Consider the following 16,143-nt stretch of genomic DNA (forward strand, 5'->3'; position numbering starts at 1 on the left):
CGTACCCATCCGGTGCCGGCAGGTGGTTCGTGGACCGCCCCGCCGACATCTCCGAGTTCACCAGCCGAACCTGTGGAACGACTGAGACCCCGGTATGGATCGACCGAGGATCACCGCGGCCCCGGGGTGCGCCGGGTCGTACCGTCGTGTTCGTGACGCCGTGTCGTGATCGTCGGTTCACCGCACGACCACGCCCGATGGCGGATGCTGGTCCGACGCCGCGGCGCCCGACCGGTACCGCGCACGCACGAGGAGCGCCGGACACCCGGCGCGGACGAGGCCCGGCACCGGGCCGGACGGCAGGGGTGGCTCCATGGGACGGGCGAGCACGACGGGTGGCCGGCACCGGCCACGCCTCGGGAACCGGCTGGTCAGGGTCGCGGCGGCCGGGGTGGCCGTCGTCGCGCTCGCGGCCTGCGCGGACGTCCCCGCGGCGCCGGGCACCGCGACGATCGGCACCACCGGCGGCGGGAGCCAGGGGGCCGCGCAGGGCGACCCCGGCCTGCCGCAGCGGCTCGCGGCCGCGGTCGGCGGCGACGGCGCCCACGCCCACCTGCAGCAGTTCGAGAAGCTCGCCGACGCGAACGACGGCAACCGCGCGGTGGGCACCCCCGGGTACGACGCGGCCGTCGACCACGTCGTCGGGACGCTGCGGGCGAGCGGGTTCGAGGTGTCGACCCCGTCGTTCGAGGTGCGCACCTTCTCCGCGGGCGACGCACGGCTGACCGTGGCCGGCGCACCGGTGACGACCGAGGTGCTCGGCTTCTCCCCCGCCACCCCGCCCGGCGGGCTGACCGCGCCGCTGTCGCTGCGCCCGCGCACCCCGCAGGACCCGACACCGGGCTGCGACGCCGCCGACTACACCGGGATGCCGGCCGGGGCCATCGCCGTCGTCGAGCGCGGGACCTGCGAGTTCGGCCAGAAGTCCCGGCTCGCGGGGGCGGCGGGCGCGGCGGCGGTGATCGTGGTCAACACCGAGGACGCGGCCCTGCCCGCCACCCTCGGCGACACCCCGGGGGTCGTCCCGACGGCGGCCGTGACGAAGACCGCCGGAGCCGCCCTGCGCGACAGCCAGCAGGCGTCGCTGGTGCTCGACACCACGATCCGGCAGCAGACCTCGCGGAACGTGATCGCCGAGACCACCACCGGCGACCCGGGCCGGGTCGTGGTCGCCGGGGCCCACCTCGACAGCGTGCCCGAGGGCGCAGGCATCAACGACAACGGCAGCGGCAGCGCCGCCCTGCTCGAGATCGCGCAGAAGCTCGGCGGCTCCCCGCCGGTCGGCCAGAAGGTGCGCTTCGCGTGGTGGGGCGCCGAGGAGATCGGCCTGGTCGGCTCGACGAAGTACGTCGAGGGACTGTCCGAGGCCGACCGCGCGCGGATCGCGCTGTACCTCAACTTCGACATGGTCGGCTCGCCGAACCCCGGCTACCTCGTCTACGACGGCGACAACTCCGACGACCTCGGCGGCGAGGCGGGCCCGCCCGGTTCCGACACCGCGGAGCGCGTCCTGACCGAGGCGCTGGTCGGGGCGGGCGTGAACGGCCCCGAGGGCACCGCGTTCGACGGGCGCTCGGACTACGGCCCGTTCATCGAGGCCGGCATCCCGGCCGGTGGCCTGTTCACCGGCGCCGAGGAGCAGAAGACCCCGGAGCAGGCGCAGAAGTGGGGCGGCACGGCGGGACAGTCCTACGACCCCTGCTACCACACGGCCTGCGACCGCCTGACCAACATCGACCGGACCGCGCTGGACCGGAACGTGACGGCGATGGCCTCGGCGATCGGCCGGTTCGCCGTCGACCTCACCGGGGTCCCGCAGCGCTGACCCGCCCGCGGCGGCCGGTGGCTCAGTCGTAGACACCGGTCACCTCCCACCGGCCGCCGCGGTGCACGAGCAGCAGGGCCGTGCCGTCGGCGAGCAGGACCTGCAGCCGGACCGCGGGCCCGGGGCCGTCGGGGGCCCACCAGCGGGTGTGCACCGGCCAGGGGCCGGCCCAGGCGGTGACCTCCCGGTCGGGGCCACCGCCCGCGATCCGGCGTGGGACGCGGTCGAGCAGGTCCGGCGCGGCCGGGTGCACCTCGGCACCGTCCGCGGCGAGCAACCGGACCGGGACCGGGTCCGGGGGCACCGTCGCCGGGGACGGTGCCGGGAGCCGGCCGGGCCAGGTCGCCGGGGGGTCGACGGGTGGACGACGGCCGGGGGCACGGCGGGGGTGTGCGGTCCCGGCCCTCCCCCCGTCCGGGGGCGCTCCTCCCCGCCGGCCCTCGGTCCGCTCCTTCTGCTCGGCACCGTCCTTCTGCTCGGCACCGTCCTTCTGCTCGGCACCGGCGCCGTCCGTGGCCCGGGCGCCGTCCGCGCTCCGGGTGCCGCACCCGGTCGGGCCCGTTCCGGGAGACACCGTTCCGGGTAGCGCGTCTCCGGCCCGGGTCACCACCCACCGCCCCGGGACCGGCGCGTGCGCGGCAGGGTCCGTCCGCCCCGCACTTCCGCCGGGTGCCTCGGGGCCGTCCGCCAGGGGGACCGTGGCCCCCGGCCGGGCGGGGACCGCCGTGTCCTCGACGACCCGCTCGTCGCCCCACGGCACCAGCCGCACCCGGTCGCCCGGGTCCCGGCCGCCCGTCGGGACCGCGGTGAGCACCGCCTCCGGCCCGAGCAGCGCCTGCACCCGGACCAGGGCCCGCCCGGCCCGCTCGTCGCCCTCGCCGACGTCGCCCCACAGCCCGCGCTGCAGCGCCCCGGCGACCACGGTGTCCTCCGGGGTGAGCCGCAGCGCGACCAGCGTCCCGGAGCCGCCGCGACCGAGCCACGAGTCGAGCTGCCAGCGCACCCGGTCCACCGTCCCGGACGGCGTCAGCGGCTCGGCGCACCGCCAGACCCGCAGCAGCTCCTCCCCGCTCTCCGTGCGCGCGTGCACACCCAGCCGGGTGCAGGCCAGGCCGTGCCCGGCGAGCGCGGTGTGCAGCCGGGTCGCGAGTGCCCGCGCGGCGAAGGCGGCCGCGTCGACCCGGTCCACCGGCGGGTCCAGCTCGACCGCCGCGGACAGCTCCTCCGGCGGGACCCGGCGCGCGGGCGGACGGGGGTCGAGCCCACGGGCGAGCCGGTGCGCGGCCACCGCGTCGGCGCCGAAGCGCGAGGCCACGTCGGCCTCCGACAGCGACGCGAACGCCCCCAGCGACCGCAGCCCCAGCCGGCGCAGCAGGTCCACCAGCGCGGCCCGGTCGACATCGGGGTCCCGGTCCAGCTCGGCGACCTCCAGCGGTGCGAGGAACTCCGCCGACCGTCCCGGCGGCACCCCGCGCCCCCGGCGGGCGGCGAGCGCGGCGGCGAACATCCCGTCCGCGACGCCGATCTGGCACTCGGTCCCGGCGTGCAGCGCGACCTGGTCGATCAGCCGCTCCACCGCGGCGCGCTCCCCGCCGAACCAGCCGACCGGACCGCGTGCGGGCAGCACCAGCAGCCCCGGCCGCACCACCTCGACGCCGGGGGCGAGCGCCTCCACCGCGGCGGCGACCGGCTCGAACAGCCGGGCGTCGCGCCCCGGGTCGGGGGCGAGCACCACGAGCTCCGGGCACCGGGCCTGCGCCTCCCGGCGCCGCAGCCCCCGACGGACGCCGTGCCGGCGGGCCGTCGCCGAGCAGGCCAGGACCCGGTTGGCGTGCAGGACCGCGGCCGGCCGGTCCGCCGGGACGTGCGCGGCGCGGGCGGCGGCGGTGACCGGCCAGTCCGGGGACCAGACCGCCAGCACCCGCGGGTCGGGCTCCGCCCGCCCACCGCCGCCGCCCGTGTTCGCTCCGTCGTGCGGGCTCGTCCTGACACCCGCGCTCCCGCCGACGCCCGCGTCCGCTCCGCTGCCCGTCCCCGCCCTGACGCCCGTGCCCGTCACGCTGCCGCCTCCGTCGTACCGGGCGTGCTCATCCGGCCGCCCGGGCCACGGGTCGCGCGACCGGGACCTCGCCCACCGCGGCCGCGGAGACCGCGGGCACCGACGGCGCCGAGGCGATCGCGGGCACCGACGGGACCACGGGGACCGGGGGCGCCGCCGGGGCGGGGACGACCGTCCCGCCGGGGCCCGGGAGGAGCACCTCCACCCCCCACCCGGCCGGGCCGATCCCGCGCCCTTCCGCCCGGACCTCGACCCGCCGGGACCGCAGCCGCCCCGTCCCGCGGCCGACGCCCTCCCAGCGCGGACGGGTGCAGCACAGCCGCAGGTCGGCACCCGGCCACCCACCGAGCGCCAGCAGCACCGCGCCCCGCTGCCGGGCCCGCGCGGCGAGCCGCTGCCGGTCCCCGGCCCGCAGCCCGGCCCGTTCCGGACCGGCCACGACCACGAGGTCCAGTCCGTCCAGCAGCGCCGCGGTCACCCCGACCAGGTCCGCACCGGGGTCGGGGACCAGCGCCAGCCGGTCCAGCCGCACGCCCGCCTCGGCCGCGGCCGTCGCGCCGAGGCCGGGGCGGCCGACCACGCCCGCCCACGCGCCCTCCGCGGACGCGGCGGCCAGCAGCGCGAACAGCAGCGACCCCGCGCCGGACCCCACGCCCACCGCCACGGTGGACCCCCGCCGCAGGCCCCCGCCGGGCAGCAGACCGGCCAGCGGCCCCGGCACCGGCAGCAGGTCGGCCTCGGTCACCGGACGCGCCTCGACCGTCCCGGCGCTGCGGGCCGGGGGCTCCGGCTCCGGGCAGGGCCCCACGGGCCCCGGCCGGGACCGCTCCAGGCCCGCCCGGGTCTCCGTGCGACGCAGGACGTGCCGGGCCCGGGCGAGCCGCTCGGCGGCCGAGCCCGCCGGGGACCCCGGCCCCCCGGCCGGGCCCCGCGCCCCGGGCAGCGGCTCCCGCCCGCCCCCGGGGACACGCGACCCGGCCCCGACCACCGGCCCGGACCCCTCCGGACCGGTGTCGTCCCCGACGTCGACGCCGGCTCCCCCACCGGCACCGCCGACCACCCGGCCGACCGCCACCGCTCCCCCGACGACGACCGGCCCCTCGCCCGCACCGACGCGCACCGCAGTACCTCCCCGCCACACACCGCGCCACGACCGAACGGCCGCGACCTCGCCCGGCGCGCCGCGGGGAAGGCGACGCGTGCTCGAACTGACGTTCGAAGCATAGGGCCTGTGCCGCCGCTCCGCATCCCCCGGGTGGGGTGGTGACGACGACGGGGAGGACCGTCGCACGCACCCCCGACATTCTCGGCCGGAACACCCTCTGAGCTGCCCGAACGCCGACGGCCCGGGCCGCGCGAGGCGGTCCCGGGCCGTCGGGGTGGGGCGGTGGGTCAGTGGGCGAAGTGCCGTGTCCCGGTCAGGTACATCGGCACGCCCGCCTTCGCGCAGGCCGCGACGACCTCGTCGTCGCGGACCGAGCCGCCGGGCTGCACGACGGCGGCGACACCGGCGTCGAGCAGCACCTCCAGCCCGTCGGGGAAGGGGAAGAACGCGTCGGAGGCGGCGACCGAGCCGCGGGCGCGGTCCCCGGCCCGGGTCACGGCGAGCTTCGCCGCGTCGACCCGGTTGACCTGGCCCATGCCGACACCGACCGCGGCGCCGTCGCGGGCGAGCAGGATCGCGTTGGACTTCACCGCGCGGCAGGCGCGCCAGGCGAACGCGAGGTCGTCGAGCACCTCGGGGGCGACGGCGTCGCCGGTGACGAGCTTCCAGGCGGCCGGGTCGTCGCCGTCGGCGTCGACGAGGTCGCGCTGCTGCACCAGCAGCCCGCCGGAGATCGGACGGAGCTCGGTACCGGTGCGGGCGGCGCCGTCGGGGATACGCAGGACGCGGACGTTCTTCTTGCGCTGGAGCACCTCGAGGGCGCCGTCGGCGTAGCCGGGGGCCACGACGACCTCGGTGAAGATCTCGGCGACCTGCTCGGCCATCGCGACCGAGACCTCGCCGTTGACCGCGATGACCCCGCCGAACGCCGACACCGGGTCGGTGGCGTGCGCCTTGCGGTGGGCCTCGGCGACGTCGGCGCCGACCGCGATCCCGCACGGGTTGGCGTGCTTGATCACCGCGACCGTGGGGCGGTCGCCGTGGTCGTGCGCGGCGCGCCAGGCGGCGTCGGCGTCGACGTAGTTGTTGTAGGACATCTCCTTGCCGTGCAGCTGCTCGGCGCCGGCGAGGCCGGAACCGGTGCCGTCGGTGTAGAGCGCGGCGGCCTGGTGCGGGTTCTCGCCGTAGCGCAGCGGGCGCTCGCGGGTCCAGGTGGCGCCGACCCACTCGGCGGACACGTCGTCGTCGCCCGTGGGGAACTGCTCGCCCATCCAGGTCGCGACCGAGACGTCGTAGGCGGCGGTGTGCCGGTAGGCGTCGGCGGCCAGCCTGCGACGGTCCTCCACGACGAACCCGCCCGCGCCGACCTGTTCGAGCACCCAGGCGTAGCGCGACGGGTCGACGACGACCGCGACGCTCTCGTGGTTCTTCGCCGAGGCCCGCACCATCGCCGGGCCGCCGATGTCGATCTGCTCGACGGCCTCGTCGCGGCTCGCGCCGGACGCGACGGTCTCGCGGAACGGGTAGAGGTTGGACACCAGCAGGTCGAACGGCGCGATGTTCAGCTGCTCGAGCTGCGCGAGGTGCTCGGACTTGCGGGTGTCGGCGAGCAGCCCGGCGTGCACCCGCGGGTGCAGGGTCTTGACCCGGCCGTCGAAGCACTCGGGGAACCCGGTGACCTCCTCGACGGGGGTGACCGGGACGCCGGCGGCGGCGATCCGCTGTGCGGTGGAGCCGGTCGAGACGATCTCCACCCCGGCGGCGTGCAGCCCGGTGGCCAGGTCGAGGAGACCGGCCTTGTCGTAGACGCTGATCAGGGCCCGGCGTACCGGCCTGCGCTCACTCACTGTTCACCTCGTGGGGTTGGGCGGCGGCGGCGAACCGTCGCACGGTCGCGACCAGCAGCCGTCGTTCCTCGGTCTTGATGCGCTCGTGCAGGGAGGTCTCGTCGTCACCCGGGAGCACGGGGACCTCCGCCTGCGCGAGCACCGGTCCGGTGTCGAGCCCGGCGTCGACCTCGTGGACGGTCGCGCCGGTGACGGGCACCCGGGCGGCCAGCGCGTCCCGGACGGCGTGCGCGCCGGGGAACGCCGGCAGCAGCGCCGGGTGCGTGTTCAGCATCGGGCATCCGAGCGCGTCCAGGAAGGTGGGGGAGACGAGCTTCATGAACCCCGCCCCGACGACGAGGCCCGGCCGGTGCGCGAGGACGGCCGCGGCGAGCGCGGTGTTCCAGGCGTCGCGGTCGGGGTGGTCGGCGACCCGCTCGACGAAGGTGGGGACACCCGCGGTGCGGGCCCGGTCGAGAGCGGTGGCACCCGCGCGGTCGGCCCCGACGGCGACGACGGTGAACCCGGCGCCCGCGGTGTCGAGCAGTGCCTGCAGCAGGGTGCCGCTCCCGGAGACGAGGACGACCACCCGCAGCGCCCCGTGCCGCTCCTGCGCGCCCACCGTGTCCCTTCCTCGCCGGTCCGGGCCGCTCCACGGCCCCTGGCCAGGGTAGACGCGCCCTCCGACGACGACGGCGCCCGGTGCGGTGGCCCGGGTCACCCGGCCGGGGGCCGGGTCGTCGGGTCAGTCGTCCCGGGAGCGGTCGCGGGCGCGCGTGATGCGGTCGGCCCGGTCCTCGGCACGCCGGCCGGACGGGTGGGCCGCCCGACGGTCCCCGTCGTCCCCGTCGTCCCCGTGGTCCCCGTCGTCGCCGTGGTCCCCGTCGTCGCCGTGGTCCCCGTCGTCGCCGTGGTCCCCGTCGTCGCCGTGGTCATGGTCGGTGGCGTGGTCACGGTCGGTGGCGTCCTCGGCGGCGCGGCGTGCGGCCGGGCGACCGTCGGGCTCGGCGTCGGGGTAGGGGTAGAAGGTGTCGTGGTCCCCGTCGTCGTCCCACGCGGCGTCGGCACGGCGGGCGGGCGCCCCGGCGGTGCGACGGCGTTCGACCAGCTCCCCCACCGTCGACGCGCGACGGCGGGCCCGGGCGGCCCGGGCCCGGTCGACCGCGGTCCGCGACCGGTCGGTCCCGCCCATCGGGACGTGCCGGGCGAGCTCGGTCCCGGCGCAGGTCAGCACGGCCGGGATCCCGACCAGCAGCAGCGCGCAACCGAGGACCGCCCACGGGTGGAACGACACCGGGTCGTAGGGCCCGCCCGCGAGCGCACCCCCGGCGAGCGCCGCCGGCACGGCCGCCCCGACCGCGACGACCACGGCCGCCAGCGCCGGTGCCGCGACCCGGTCCACGACCGGCGCGTCCTCCCCCAGTGCCCGCCGGCAGGCGATCCCGCCGAGCACCCCCGCGGCGACGGGAAGCAGCACGACCAGCACCACGACCGTCGGGACGGTGGTGACGGGCAGGACCACCGCGGGCGGGAACGGCGGCAGCGGACCCGGCTCGACGCCGAACGGACCGGACCGGGCGATGCCGACCGACACCCCCGCGCCCAGCGCCCAGGACAGCGCCCCGATCAGTGCGTTCGGCAGGTACCCGATGCTCAGCACCAGCACCCCGACGCCCGCCCAGGCGCCGGGGGCGATGCGCTCGGCGGTGTCGGCGACGTCCGAGGCGCTCGCGAGCAGAGCCACGGTCAGGACGAGGGCGGCGACCAGCAGCAGCGCGGCGGCGGCGACCCGGGCCCCGGCCAGCGCCGCGCCGGGCCAACCCGCCAGCACCCGCTTCCAGGCCGCCGGCGCCCCGCAGGCGTGGACGACGCCGATCCCGGCGGCTGCCCCGGCCACCAGCCCGGCCCCGATCATCGACGCCCAGGGGGCGGTGACGGCCATGTCCCGCGGCAGCAGCGCCCCGGCGAGCACGGCGACCGCGGCGGCGGCCCCGGCCTGGGACGCGACGACGGCGCCCGCGTCGTGCCGGACCCGCCCGCCCAGGCGGAGCACCGCCCAGCGCGAGCAGAAGGCGACCAGCGCGACGACCACCAGCGTCGGCAGCAGCGGCAGCACCCCGAACGGGTGCCCGTCCACGGCGACCGGGATGAGGTGCGCGGCCAGCCACAGCGGGACGGCGGTGGCCAGGGCCCCGTCCGCGGTGACCGCGACGCCGCCGGTGCCGGTCAGCAGCGCCGCCACCGGGACGAGCATCGTGTACCCGGCGAGGACGGCGCCCATCGTGGCCACGAGCAGGATCCGCAGCCGGTCCAGCCCGGTGCCGGTCCCGGTACCGCGCGTCGGGGTCCGGGCGGGGCGGCGGCGGCGCCCCCGCTCCCGGTCCGCGACGGCGGTCGCGCGCCCACCGCGGGACCGCTCCGGTGCGGACCCGGTGGACCGGGCCCGGGAGGCCGGGCGACCGCGGGCGGGACGGGGCGGGGTGGTGCTCACCCGGTCAGCGTCGCAGCGAACGCGGCCCGGGAGGGGCAGGCACGCCGCGACGTGCCGGGGCCCACCGTTCCGGCCGGTCAGGCGGAGCCGTCACCGCCGGGCCGGAAGGTGCGGGTGGCCTCGTCCTCACCGGGCGCCGGGGACGCGGGGCGCTCGGCCTGCTCGCCGGGCGCCGGGGCGGAGCCGGGGATCGCGGAGGGGCGGGTGACACCCGCGTCGTCCCCGGTACCGCCCGCGCCCGCCGTGTAGGGGGTGGTCGCGGGCGGGGCCTGCTCGGCCCCCGGCGCGCCGGTCACCGCGGCGGCGCGGTCGCCGTAGGACACCCCGGAGAAGGCGCCGCCCGCGCCGGACGGCGTGTGCGGTGCCGCGTCGGCCTGCGGGGTGCGGCCGCCGACCGCGTGGCGGCCCGCGTCGTCGCCGGTCCGGTCCTGTGCACCGGGCACCTCGTGCGCGCCGTGGGCCCCGGACTGCCCCGGGAACTGCCCGGCGGCGGGCTGCGACGCGGCGGGCACCGCACCGGGGGCGCCGTACACGGCGGCTCCGGCGTGGTCCGCACCGGGCTGCACCGCACCGGACTGCGCCACGGACTGCGCCGCACCGTGGGCGGCGCCGTACTGGCCCGCTCCGTACTGACCGGCGCCGTACTGGCCGGCGTTCGGCTGGGCGACACCGTGCTGCCCCGCGCCGTGCTGCCCCGCGACGTGCTGTCCCGCGCCGTACTGGCCCGCGCCCGGCTGGCCGGGGGCGTACGGGGCCGCGCCGGGCTGGGCGGCGTAGGGGCTCGCGCCGTACTGGCCCGAGGCGTAGGGGTCCGCACCGTAGGGCGCCGCACCGGAGGCCGCGCCGTACGGGGCCGCGGCACCCGGCTGGCCCGCGCCGTAGGGCTGCGGCGGCATCCAGTGCGGCTGCTGGCCCGGCGCGACCTGGCCGGGGCCCCAGCCGGGCTGCCCGACGTGCGACGGGCGCTGTGCCCGCGGCGCGGGGGCGGAGACGACGCCGGACAGGAGGAGCTGGGCGTAGAGCAGCGCGGCGGCGGCGAACAGCGCGACCACGAAGACGACCCAGCCGAGCGTGCCGCCGACCGACCCGGTGCCGGTGCCGGCCAGGAGCAGCAGCATCGTCAGCGCGCCCGTCGTCGACAGGACCACACCCGCGACCAGAATGCGCCCGGTGCCGGGCAGCAGGGTGAGGGCACCCGCGACGCCACCGGCGAGGACCATCGCGACCGGGAACAGCCCGGTCGTGACGTCGAAGAAGGTCAGGACCAGCGCCAGCAGGGCCAGCACCGCCCCCGCCAGGACGGCGATCCGCACCGTCGGAGCGGGCGCGGCCTGCTCCGGAGCCGGGACGGCCCCGGGCTCGTTGCTCGACATGACGACCACTCCCGTGCGACGGATGGACTCGCTGCACCGCACGCTAGCCGATGCCCCCGACAGGGCCGGGTGAGGCGCACCTGGTGCACACAGCACGACGCGCGGGCACCCGGAGAAGTTCCCGGGGCCCGCGCGTCGGACGTGCGACCCGCGCTCCGATCAGGCGGAGAGGATCTCCTTCATCAGCGCGGCGGTCTCGGACGGCGTCTTGCCGACCTTGACACCGGCGGCCTCGAGGGCCTCCTTCTTGGCCTGCGCGGTACCGGCCGAGCCGGACACGATCGCGCCGGCGTGGCCCATCGTCTTGCCCTCGGGGGCGGTGAAGCCCGCGACGTAGCCGACGACCGGCTTGGTGACGTTGGCCTTGATGAAGTCCGCGGCGCGCTCCTCGGCGTCGCCACCGATCTCACCGATCATCACGATGGCCTCGGTCTCGGGGTCCGCCTCGAACGCCTCGAGGGCGTCGATGTGGGTGGTGCCGATGACCGGGTCGCCGCCGATGCCGATGGCGGTGGAGAAGCCGAACTCACGCAGCTCGTACATCATCTGGTAGGTCAGCGTGCCGGACTTCGACACCAGACCGATCCTGCCGGCGCCGGCGATGTTCGCCGGGATGATGCCCGCGTTGGACTTGCCGGGCGAGATGATGCCGGGGCAGTTCGGGCCGATGATCCGGGTCTTGTTGCCGGTGGCGACCGCGTGCGCCCAGAAGTAGGCCGAGTCGTGCACCGGGATGCCCTCGGTGATGACGACGGCCAGCGGGATCTCGGCGTCGATGGCCTCGATCACGGCGTCCTTGGCGAACTTCGGCGGGACGAAGATGACCGACACGTCGGCGCCGGTCTCCTTGATCGCCTCCTCCACCGTGCCGTACACGGTGACGTCCTTGTCGCCGATGGTGTGCGTGGTCCCGGCCTTGCGGGCGTTCACACCACCCACGATGTTCGTCCCGGCGGCGAGCATCTTGGTGGCGTGCTTGGTGCCCTCGCCGCCCGTGATGCCCTGGACGATGACCTTGCTGTTCTCGTTGAGGAAGATCGACATGTCTCAGGCTCCAGCGTTCGCGAGCTCGGCGGCCTTGGCGGCCGCGTCGTCCATCGTGCCCACCACGGTGACGAGCGGGTGGTTCGCGTCGGCGAGGATCTGACGACCCTCCTCGACGTTGTTGCCGTCCAGGCGGACGACCAGCGGCTTGGTCGCGTCGTCGCCGAGGATCTTGAGGGCCTCGACGATGCCGTTGGCGACCGCGTCGCACGCGGTGATGCCGCCGAAGACGTTGACGAAGACGCTCTTGACCTCGTCGTCGCCCAGGATGACGTCCAGGCCGTCGGCCATGACCTGCGCCGAGGCGCCGCCGCCGATGTCGAGGAAGTTGGCGGGCTTGACCCCGCCGTGCGCCTCGCCGGCGTAGGCGACGACGTCGAGGGTGCTCATGACGAGCCCCGCGCCGTTGCCGATGATGCCGACCTGGCCGCCGTCGAGCTTGACGTAGTTGAGGCCCTTGGCCTTCGCCTTCGCCTCGAGCGGGTTCTCGGTGCGCTCGTCGACCAGCTCCGCGTGCTGCGGGTGCCGGAAGTCGGCGTTGGTGTCGAGGGTGACCTTGCCGTCGAGGGCGATCACCTTGTCCTGCGGGTCACGGACCAGCGGGTTGACCTCGACCAGCGTCGCGTCCTCCGAGACGAAGGTCTCCCAGAGCTTCACGATCACGTTCGCGGCCTCGTCGGCGACGGCGGCCGGGATCTTGCCCGCGGCGACGATCTCGTCGGCCTTGGCCTTGTCGACACCGGCGATCGGGTCGATGGCGATCCGGGCCAGCGCGTCCGGGCGCTCGACGGCCAGCTGCTCGATCTCCATGCCGCCCTCGGCCGAGCACATGGCCAGGAAGGTGCGGTTGGACCGGTCGAGCAGGAAGGAGAAGTAGTACTCCTCGGCGATGTCGCTGGCCTCGGTGACCAGGACCTGGTGCACGGTGTGGCCCTTGATGTCGAGGCCCAGGATGGCCTCGGCCTTCTCCTTGGCCTCGTCGGCGTTCTCGGCCAGCTTCACGCCGCCGGCCTTGCCCCGACCACCGGTCTTGACCTGTGCCTTGACCACGACGGCGGTGCCCAGCTCGGCCGCCGCGGCCGCCGCGTCGGCGGCGTTGTCCACGGTCCGGCCCGGCAGCACCGGGACTCCGTGCGCGGCGAAGAGGTCCTTCGCCTGGTACTCGTAGAGGTCCACTCGGCTCTCCCGCTCCACTTCGCTCTCGCCGCGACCGGCGCGTTCCCGGCTCGTTCTCCGGGCGCGCCCCGCACAGGTGGCGGGCGGCAGCGGTCGCGGACGTCGGTGATGCTGCGTCGAGGAGCCTAGCCACGCCGCGCGCACCGGTCCTGACCTGGGCCGGTGACCGCTGTCACCCTGTCGGCGCAGTGCTCGATTCAGATCGACCGACCGAGTGATCGGGGCCACCGATCGTTCGGCGACACAGCGGAATCCTGTGACCTGCCTTACCTTTCGGATATGGCGACGTCGCTACCCGGAGGCGCTCGCCTGCGCGCGATCGCCGACGGGGCGCTGTCGACAGTGACGGCCGCGACGTCCGATCTCGGGCAGGCGGCGGGCTACGCCGCGCGGACCTTCACCTCGCGTGCGGGGCTGCGCGGGCTGGCGCTGGAGGGCGCCTGGCTGGCCGCACACCTCGCGCTGTACCCGATCGGGCTGGCCGAGGAGACCGTCCGGCCGCAGGGCCACTGGCGCACCGACAGCCTGCCGCCGGTCAAACGCAGCCTGGTCGTCGCCGACCCCACCGCCGCCGGGACGCCGATCCTGCTGGTCCACGGGATCATGGACAACCGCTCGGTGTTCACCGTGTTCGCCCACGAGCTGCGCCGGCGCGGCTTCGGGGTGGTGCACGCCATCAACTACAGCCTGTTCACCGACGACGTCCGCACCGCCGCGCACGAGCTGCGCGGCCACGTCGAACGGCTGCGCGAGGCCACCGGGTCGGACCGGGTGCACATCGTGGGGCACTCCCTCGGCGGGGTGATCGCCCGCTACTACGTGCAGCGGATGGGGGGCGACGCCGTCGTCGACACCCTGGCGACGCTCGGCAGCCCGCACTCGGGCAGCAACCTGGCCCGGGTCGCGCCGCTGCCGCTGTGCCGCCAGCTCCGCCCCGGCTCGGCGATCCTGCGCGAGCTGGACGAACCGGCCCCCGGCTGTCGTACCCGGTTCCTGGTGGTCTGGTCGCGGATGGACGAGATCATCGTCCCGCAGCGGAACTCCCGGCTGCGCCACCCGGACCTGGACGTCACCGAGCTGGAGCTCGACGACGTGGGCCACCTGGCGCTGCCGGTGGACCGGCGCACCGTGCACTTCGTGGCGAGCACGCTGGCCCGCGGGGAGGCGGAGCGCCGCGAGCACGACCGGGTGCGCGACCGGCGGCTGCGCGGGTCGCTGCGGCTGGTCGGCCGGCACACAGCCGAAGGCGCATGAACACAGCCGACGGCGCATGAACACAGCCGACGGCGCGTGAACACAGCCGACGGCGCATGAGCGCCGCCGACGGCGCGTGAACACAGCCGACGGCGCATGAGCGCCGCCGAGCGCGCCCGGACGTCCGGGCCGGGCGGGGGAACGGGATCCTCCGTTCGCCGTCGCGGCGCCGACCGCCCGACCGGTCGTCGATGATCCACGACCGTCCGCAACCGCACGGCGGGCCGCCGTTGCCGCTCGGCGGGGCCCGGGTTACCGTCGCGTCGTCCACGTCACGGACCGGTCACGGTGATCGGTGTCGCCCCGAACGACGCCATCCCCCGACGGAGCCCCCACTCCGACGATCACCGCCGAACGGCCCGTGGCGCCCTGAACACCAGAAGGGCAGTCTTGTCGCGCCACCGCTTCCCCAGCGGCGCCACGCGACCGGAGGCCCGGCCCGGCACGCTCCCCCCTGTGCCGCCGGCCGGTCACCGGCCCCCGGCGCTCCCGGCTCCCCCGCCGATGGTCTCGCGTACCCGTGTGACCGTCGCCGCGGCGGCCGGTGGCGCCCTGGTCGCGGCCGGTCAGACGGTCGCCGGGGCCCTCGGGGTGCCCGGCTGGGGCGGTGAGGCCTCGGTCGAGGAGGCCTACGCCCGGCTCGCCGCCTCGGCGATGCTGCCGGTGTCCGGCGACACCCGCCCGGCCGACACGACCGCCCCGATCGACACCTCCGCGATCGGCGGCGAGCAGCTCAGCGCGCAGGCCGCGTCGCTGCCCGACCTGGACTCCACCTCGAAGGTCGACGTCGCCAACCTGACGAAGGCCGCCCGGATGGGCCGCGAGGCCGCCAAGCTGGAGCGGGCCGTGACGACCGCGATGTCGCACGGCGCCCCGAAGGCGGTCATGTACAACGGCGAGGCCCTGGTCATGCCGACGGCCGGCCGGTTCACCTCCGGTTTCGGCGCCCGCTGGGGCGTGCAGCACAAGGGCATCGACCTCGCCGCCCCGATCGGCACACCGATCTTCGCCCTGACCGACGGCGTCGTGGAGAAGTCCGGCCCCGCCAGCGGCTTCGGGATGTGGGTGGTGCTCAAGCACCCCGACGGCACCAGCACCGTCTACGGCCACATCAACCGGTCGTTCGTGCAGGAGGGCCAGCAGGTCAAGGCGGGCGACGAGATCGCCGAGGTCGGCAACCGCGGTCAGTCCACCGGCCCGCACCTGCACCTCGAGGTGTGGGAGTCGGACGGCACCAAGATCGACCCGCTGCCGTGGTTGGCCGCGCGCGGCCTCGACGTCACCGCCGCGACGGGCTCGCGCGACGCCTGATCGGCGGGCACCGCTCCCCCGGTCCGCCCGGACGGTCCAGAATGGCCGGGTGGCGGACGAGTCGGCGTACCGGGTGGGGGACGGCGAGCGAGGGGCGGTCGACGCGCGGCTGCAGCGCGCGCACGGCGAGGGACGGCTGTCCCTGCCCGAGTACGAGGAACGGTCGGCGAAGGCCTGGGCGGCCCGTACCCGCGCCGACCTGGAGCCGTTGACCCGTGACCTCCCGGCCGACACCGCCGGGGCGCCCACGGCCGCCGTCGAGCAGGCGGCGACCACGGCTCTCCCGGCACCGGCCGGGGAGTTCGCCGCAGCTGCCGGGCGGCGCGCCGGCGGGATCCTCGCCACGGCCGCGCTGGTCGTCGCCGCCGTCTGGGGCGGGTCGCAGGTCCTCCCGGTGGCCGACGGCGTGACGGTGTTCGGGTCCCGCACCGTCGGGGTCCAGGCCGACATGCCTCGGGTGGGCGGGGTGCTGCTGTTCGGGTCGGTCGAGGTCGTGGTGCCCGAGGGCACCCGGGCGGACGTCTCCGGCTTCACCGTGTTCGGCTCGACCGACTGTCCGACGGCGTGCGCCGCGCCCGGTGACCGGACGGTGGACGTGCACGTCGTCGGGGCGTTCGGGTCGGTGAAGGTGCTGACCCCCGCCGAGGCCGCGACACAGGACCGCGACGACGACTGAGGT

At 76.7% G+C, this 16,143-nt stretch carries 11 protein-coding genes and 1 pseudogene; 4 read left to right on the forward strand and 8 right to left on the reverse strand.

Annotated elements, in window-relative coordinates; genetic code table 11:
• Nucleotides 1-313 precede the first annotated feature (313 nt).
• Complete coding sequence (locus tag WHI96_RS15085) at nt 314-1,825, forward strand: M28 family metallopeptidase (protein ID WP_345643570.1); 1,512 nt, start codon at nt 314-316, stop codon at nt 1,823-1,825.
• Nucleotides 1,826-2,564: 739 nt separating this feature from the next.
• On the opposite strand, the pseudogene WHI96_RS15090 reads toward WHI96_RS15085, so the two are convergent.
• From WHI96_RS15090 to sucC, 8 genes and pseudogenes are all read right to left on the reverse strand, one after another.
• A pseudogene (locus WHI96_RS15090) lies at nt 2,565-3,746 on the reverse strand (DNA polymerase Y family protein); the annotation flags it as partial.
• A gap of 166 nt (nt 3,747-3,912) precedes the next feature.
• Complete coding sequence (gene imuA', locus WHI96_RS15095; protein WP_345643573.1) at nt 3,913-5,004, reverse strand: DnaE2-dependent mutagenesis accessory factor ImuA'; 1,092 nt, start codon at nt 5,002-5,004, stop codon at nt 3,913-3,915.
• 272 nt (nt 5,005-5,276) lie between these two features.
• The gene (gene purH, locus WHI96_RS15100; RefSeq protein ID WP_345643576.1) at nt 5,277-6,836 is read right to left on the reverse strand and encodes a bifunctional phosphoribosylaminoimidazolecarboxamide formyltransferase/IMP cyclohydrolase; all 1,560 of its coding nucleotides are present in this window, start codon (nt 6,834-6,836) and stop codon (nt 5,277-5,279) included.
• Nucleotides 6,829-7,437, reverse strand: coding sequence for a phosphoribosylglycinamide formyltransferase (gene purN, locus WHI96_RS15105; RefSeq protein ID WP_345643579.1), 609 nt, complete (start codon nt 7,435-7,437; stop codon nt 6,829-6,831). The genes purH and purN overlap by 8 nt, the downstream gene beginning before the upstream one ends.
• A 123-nt stretch (nt 7,438-7,560) precedes the next feature.
• The gene (locus tag WHI96_RS15110) at nt 7,561-9,306 is read right to left on the reverse strand and encodes a cell division protein PerM (RefSeq protein ID WP_345643582.1); all 1,746 of its coding nucleotides are present in this window, start codon (nt 9,304-9,306) and stop codon (nt 7,561-7,563) included.
• Between the two features lie 77 nt (nt 9,307-9,383).
• A complete protein-coding gene (locus WHI96_RS15115) occupies nt 9,384-10,679 on the reverse strand; it encodes a DUF5336 domain-containing protein (protein ID WP_345643585.1) in 1,296 nt (431 codons plus the stop codon).
• A gap of 159 nt (nt 10,680-10,838) precedes the next feature.
• Nucleotides 10,839-11,723: a succinate--CoA ligase subunit alpha gene (gene sucD / locus WHI96_RS15120; protein WP_073576419.1), complete on the reverse strand. Its 885-nt coding sequence runs from the start codon at nt 11,721-11,723 to the stop codon at nt 10,839-10,841.
• A gap of 3 nt (nt 11,724-11,726) precedes the next feature.
• On the reverse strand, nt 11,727-12,917 hold the full coding sequence (sucC, locus tag WHI96_RS15125; protein WP_345643589.1) for an ADP-forming succinate--CoA ligase subunit beta: 1,191 nt from the start codon (nt 12,915-12,917) through the stop codon (nt 11,727-11,729).
• A gap of 261 nt (nt 12,918-13,178) precedes the next feature.
• Between sucC and WHI96_RS15130 the strand changes: the two genes are divergently transcribed.
• From WHI96_RS15130 to WHI96_RS15140, 3 genes are all read left to right on the forward strand, one after another.
• On the forward strand, nt 13,179-14,153 hold the full coding sequence (locus WHI96_RS15130; RefSeq protein WP_345643591.1) for an esterase/lipase family protein: 975 nt from the start codon (nt 13,179-13,181) through the stop codon (nt 14,151-14,153).
• A 522-nt stretch (nt 14,154-14,675) separates the two neighbouring features.
• Nucleotides 14,676-15,464 (forward strand): M23 family metallopeptidase, encoded by a 789-nt coding sequence (locus tag WHI96_RS15135; protein ID WP_345643593.1) that lies wholly within the window; start codon nt 14,676-14,678, stop codon nt 15,462-15,464.
• A gap of 49 nt (nt 15,465-15,513) precedes the next feature.
• Nucleotides 15,514-16,140, forward strand: a complete 627-nt coding sequence (locus WHI96_RS15140; protein ID WP_345643595.1) for a DUF1707 SHOCT-like domain-containing protein — start codon at nt 15,514-15,516, stop codon at nt 16,138-16,140.
• Nucleotides 16,141-16,143: the final 3 nt, after the last annotated feature.

The organism is Pseudonocardia tropica (assembly GCF_040105315.1).
Lineage (GTDB): Bacteria > Actinomycetota > Actinomycetes > Mycobacteriales > Pseudonocardiaceae > Pseudonocardia > Pseudonocardia alni.

Excerpts from the sequence above, each read along its gene's own strand:
- WHI96_RS15130 (WP_345643591.1), top strand. The coding sequence starts at position 13,179 with ATGGCGACGTCGCTACCCGGAGGCGCTCGCCTGCGCGCGATCGCCGAC.
- WHI96_RS15115 (WP_345643585.1), bottom strand. The coding sequence starts at position 10,679 with ATGTCGAGCAACGAGCCCGGGGCCGTCCCGGCTCCGGAGCAGGCCGCG.
- sucD (WP_073576419.1), bottom strand. The coding sequence starts at position 11,723 with ATGTCGATCTTCCTCAACGAGAACAGCAAGGTCATCGTCCAGGGCATC.
- WHI96_RS15085 (WP_345643570.1), top strand. The coding sequence starts at position 314 with ATGGGACGGGCGAGCACGACGGGTGGCCGGCACCGGCCACGCCTCGGG.